The 788-nt window shown below is 64.1% G+C and carries 1 protein-coding gene; it reads left to right on the plus strand.

Annotated features, from left to right (window positions below):
* Positions 1 to 788, plus strand: a 788-nt coding sequence (locus tag NKH13_RS35540) for a helix-turn-helix domain-containing protein (protein WP_352917496.1), incomplete at both ends; no start/stop codon positions are given.

Here is a 788-nt window from a genome sequence, read left to right on the forward strand (position 1 = left end):
TATGAGGCATCGCTCGCCGAGCGCCGCTATGCCGCTTGCGACCCGGAGAACCGGCTTATTGCGGCCCAGCTCGAGAGGAGTTGGGAAGCCACGCTCAGGCGCGTGGAGACCTGCGAGGCCCGGCTGAGCGAAGTCCAGCGTGTGGAGCCTGTCGACGCGGTTCCGGACTTCACGGGCCTCGCCCAGAATCTCGAGGCCACCTGGAACGCGCCGGGTGTCGACATGCGCTGTCGTCAGCAACTGCTGCGCGCGCTCATCAAGGACATCGTGGCGGATGTCGATGACGATGCGCGCGACGTGATCTTGACCATCCACTGGCACGGAGGCCAGCACTCGCAGGTACGGGTTCGCAAGCCCAAATCCGGAGAGCATGGCCAGCGTACGCCTGAGGAGGCTCTGGCGATCATGCGATCCATGGCAACCCGATGGTCGGATGCCGAAATCGCTGCCACACTCAACCGCATGGGCATGCAGACCGGTCAGGGAAAGACCTGGACCGCGCGTCGCGTCCAATCGCTGCGCACGGTGCACAAGATCAGCGGCTATCGCTCTTCCGACAAGAATGGCGAGTGGCTCACCATGTCGGACGCGGCCGCCCGGCTTGGAGTCTCGCACGTCAAAATCCGCCGGTTCATCAGGGATGGCCTCTTGCCTGCCGAGCAGGTCATGCGCGGCGCACCCTACCAGATCCGCGCCAGCGACCTCGAAGACGAACGGATCAAGGCCGATTTGGCGCGCAATACTCCGCATCGCATCCACGACGACAACCAGGAATCGCTGTTTTCCGC

Origin of the sequence: Mesorhizobium sp. M1348 (assembly GCF_040317925.1) — a bacterium.
Lineage (GTDB): Bacteria > Pseudomonadota > Alphaproteobacteria > Rhizobiales > Rhizobiaceae > Mesorhizobium.